The sequence below is a fragment of the Acidimicrobiia bacterium genome, from assembly GCA_040881685.1.
Taxonomy (GTDB): Bacteria; Actinomycetota; Acidimicrobiia; order IMCC26256; family PALSA-555; genus SHVJ01.
Window position 1 is genome coordinate 1 of sequence record JBBECS010000029.1, and the last position, 3,316, is coordinate 3,316.

At 70.2% G+C, this 3,316-nt stretch carries 4 protein-coding genes and 1 tRNA gene; 2 read left to right on the forward strand and 3 right to left on the reverse strand.

What is annotated here, in order from left to right; translation table 11 throughout:
* Positions 1-40: 40 nt before the first annotated feature.
* Positions 41-117 (reverse strand) — tRNA-Ala (locus WEE69_07100).
* A 59-nt stretch (positions 118-176) separates the two neighbouring features.
* Between WEE69_07100 and WEE69_07105 the strand changes: the two genes are divergently transcribed.
* Both WEE69_07105 and WEE69_07110 read left to right on the forward strand, forming a co-directional pair.
* On the forward strand, positions 177-602 hold the full coding sequence (locus WEE69_07105) for a J domain-containing protein (protein ID MEX1145056.1): 426 nt from the start codon (positions 177-179) through the stop codon (positions 600-602).
* 82 nt (positions 603-684) lie between these two features.
* Positions 685-1,773 (forward strand): hypothetical protein, encoded by a 1,089-nt coding sequence (locus WEE69_07110; GenBank protein MEX1145057.1) that lies wholly within the window; start codon positions 685-687, stop codon positions 1,771-1,773.
* Positions 1,774-1,914: 141 nt separating this feature from the next.
* Here the strand turns inward: WEE69_07110 and WEE69_07115 are convergent, their stop codons facing one another.
* Both WEE69_07115 and moaC read right to left on the reverse strand, forming a co-directional pair.
* Complete coding sequence (locus WEE69_07115) at positions 1,915-2,529, reverse strand: hypothetical protein (protein MEX1145058.1); 615 nt, start codon at positions 2,527-2,529, stop codon at positions 1,915-1,917.
* A 169-nt stretch (positions 2,530-2,698) separates the two neighbouring features.
* Entirely contained in the window at positions 2,699-3,196 is a 498-nt protein-coding gene (gene moaC, locus WEE69_07120; GenBank protein MEX1145059.1) for a cyclic pyranopterin monophosphate synthase MoaC, read from the reverse strand.
* Positions 3,197-3,316 lie beyond the last annotated feature (120 nt).

Sequence of the window (3,316 nt, forward strand, 5' to 3'; positions counted from 1 at the left end):
TGAAGACGAAGCCGAGGTCATCGTCTGACCTGCGAGAAGGTGGTGGAGGTGATGGGACTTGAACCCACGGCTTCTACGTTGCGAACGTAGCGCTCTACCGGACTGAGCTACACCCCCGGAACGGTCCACGCTACCAAAGCGCCTCTCGGCGGCTTCGGGGTCATTGCCGTGCGCGCGTGCGTAGGCTCGCCGCCACGAACCACTACGAACGACTGGGTGTGCGTCGCGAAGCAACGCCGGCTGAGCTTCGTCAGGCGTACCGACGGAAGGCGCTCGACGCGCATCCCGATCGGTTGAGCGACGGCGCGCCCGCTGACGTCATGGCCGCGATCAACGAGGCCTGGAACGTGCTCGGCGATCCGGCGCGGCGGGCGGAGTACGACCGGGCGCTCGTCGCCGAGATGGTTCGGTCTCCGGTTGCACCCCCGGCGCCACCGCCTGCCCACGCTTCGGTGCAGCCGGACGACGACCCCGAGCCGACCTGGGTCGACCTGACCCACAGCCTGCGCACGTTCCGCTGGGCCCTGACCGCGTTCCTCGTGCTCGGCGGAACCCTGCTGCTCTTGATCTTCTTCCTCATCGTCTTCCCTCAGTCCGGGTAGCCCTCCCGGCGGCCGATTTCAGCGTTTCCGCAGGTCGGAGGCCTGTTTTTCACTGTCCCACGGGTGGTCTAGAGTCGAACGTATGTTCGATCTGACCACCCACCTCACTGAGCTTCGGTGCCACTCGGTCGACTGGCTGCGGTCCCGCCTCGACTCGGTCATCGCCGCGCAGCGGTCCCTGAAGGTCGAGGAGCTCGCCCTCCGCCGGGTGCTCGATGAGCGAGGCGACGCCGATCTGGCCGAAGACGCCCTGCGGGGTCGGCACAACGAGTCACCCCGCACCGCTCGCCAGACGCTGGAGATGGCGCGCCGTCTCGAGGCCGTTCCTGCGATCGCCGCCGCGGCACACGCCGGCGCCCTGTCATCGGATCAGCTCGTGCCGCTGCTCCAGGTCGCGACCGCGGCCGACGACGCCGAATGGGCCCGGCGCGCACCCAGCTACTCACCCTTCGAGCTCGAGCGCCTTGCCAGGAACCGCCGCGGCGTGACCGCAGCTGAAGCCGCGGCCCGGCGCGAAGCACGCGAGCTCAAGTGGTGGTGGCGGCGCGACACCGGGATGCTGGCCGTGCGCGGTGAGATCCCCGATGTCGAAGGTGCGCTGGTGCGCGCGGTGTTCGAGCGCATGACCGATCGCATGCGCCCGGCCAGGGGACAACCGTGGGACACCCTCGCCCACCGCGGCGCCGATGCCCTGGTCGATCTCTGCAAGGGCTTCGCCGACGCGAAGCCTGGCCCGCTGCGCTCCCACATCACCTTCCACGTGCCGGCTCACGGACCCGCCGAGGTCGACGGTGTCGCGATCGCCGATGCCACGTTGGCCAATCTCGTCGACGATGCCGCCGTCACCTCGGTCACGGTCGAGGGCGGGCAGCTCTTCGGCGCACGCACCGACACCAGCAGCGTCCCGGCCGAGACCAGCCGCTTCGTGCGCGCCCGCGACCTGCACTGCCGCGTCGGCACGTGCGAAGCGACACTCGGCCTCGAGGAGCACCATCTCATTCCCCGCTGCGAGGGCGGCACCCACGACCCCCAGAACGTGGTGCTCGCGGGCCGCGCCTGCGGGCATCACCAGATGCTCGTCCCCAACGGACCCTGGCGCCTCGAAGGCGACCCTTCCCAACCCGACGGACTCCGCCTCGTACGCGTCGACCAGCTCGCCCGAGCACCCTGAGCCGCGTCACGCCGGAACGGTCCCCGATCGGTCAGGGCGACAGGCATCACTTCCCCACCAGCTCTTTGACAACTTCAGAGCGCGCGGCGGCGAACGCGGTCGTGCGCGAGCGCGAGTCGGCGGAGCCGGCGATCGCGGGTGCTACCAGGAGGCGCTGCGCCGGAGCGCGAGGACGGTCGCCTCGCGGGGCGCCTCCACGCGTGACGGCGCCGTGGCCGGCGGGAACCGGCGCGCCGTGAGGTCGTGCACGTTCGGGAAGTTGGGCACGACCGGGCCCGGACGGGCCGGCATCGGCCGGCGCTCCCCGCCCCTCGAACGCGCCTTGCGCTGGAGGAGCAGGTACACGTAGCCCACCAGCAGCACGTCGGCCAGCAGGTGCAGCACCCAGAATGCGACGCCCGACGAGAACAACGCCATCACCAAGGTGATCCCGACGGCACCGAGCAAGCCGACGAGAACGTCGCGGCGGCGGCGCTGGGCTGGCGACATCCCGCCGGGAACCTGCACGGGGCCGACCGGCGCGCCCGGGTACATCATCGGGGATCCACCCATGGGGCTGACCGGACCCATGATCGGTTGGAGCGCGGGAAGCGACGGGTCGCCGCCGTGCGCGCGGTGCCCGAGTCCCTCACGCATCCGGCCGAAGAAGTCGCTGATGCCCCCGGCCGCCCCCGATTCGGCGCGCGAGCGCAGGATCGGTGGCACGAGCACGGCGGCCCACAAGATCGCCAGTACCAGAATGACGAGAATTGCCAAGACTTCGGCTTCCTCTCCGCCCTCGGGTCGGGTTCGCGGACCGTACCAAGGCACAGCGGCATCCACACGGATGCCGCTGAATGCCGAGCATGGTAGTCGGGATGGGTTCGGAGCGGTCAACCCCCACCCCGAACACCTCCGGAATCCGGCGATGTTCGAGGTTTTTCGGTCAGAACTCCGGGTCGTGGCCGGGTGCGCGCCGGTAGTGGCCGGAGCGCCCGCCGGTCTTCTCCCACAAGGCCAGCTCCCCGATGGTCATGGCCCGGTCGACCGACTTGCACATGTCGTAGACGGTCAGCGCGGCCACGGCGCAGGCGGTGAGGGCCTCCATCTCGACCCCGGTGCGGTCCACCGTGTCGACGTGCGCCTCCACCTCCACGTGGCTCTCCTCGATGCGGAAGTTCACGAGCACCGAGCCCACGAGCAGGGGGTGGCACAGCGGGAGCAGGGTCGGGGTCTGCTTGGCGGCCTGGATCCCGGCGACCCGGGCCACTGCGAGCACGTCGCCCTTGGTGATCGCTCCGGTGGCAATCTTGGACGCCGTGGCGGGCTCCATGAAGACCTTGCACCGGGCCACGGCGCGCCGGTGGCTCGGCTCCTTGGACGTCACGTCCACCATGCGGGCTCGCCCGAGTGGATCGAGGTGAGTGAACTCGGACGCAGTCACGGCGCCCAAGTGTACGGACCAAACCCGTCTCCCGCCCCCTCCTTCCGCCCCTCGAATGGGGGCGGAGCGAGAGCTCCTGGCGGTCTGACCAGGAGCTCGGAGCGACCCATGCGGGAGGAG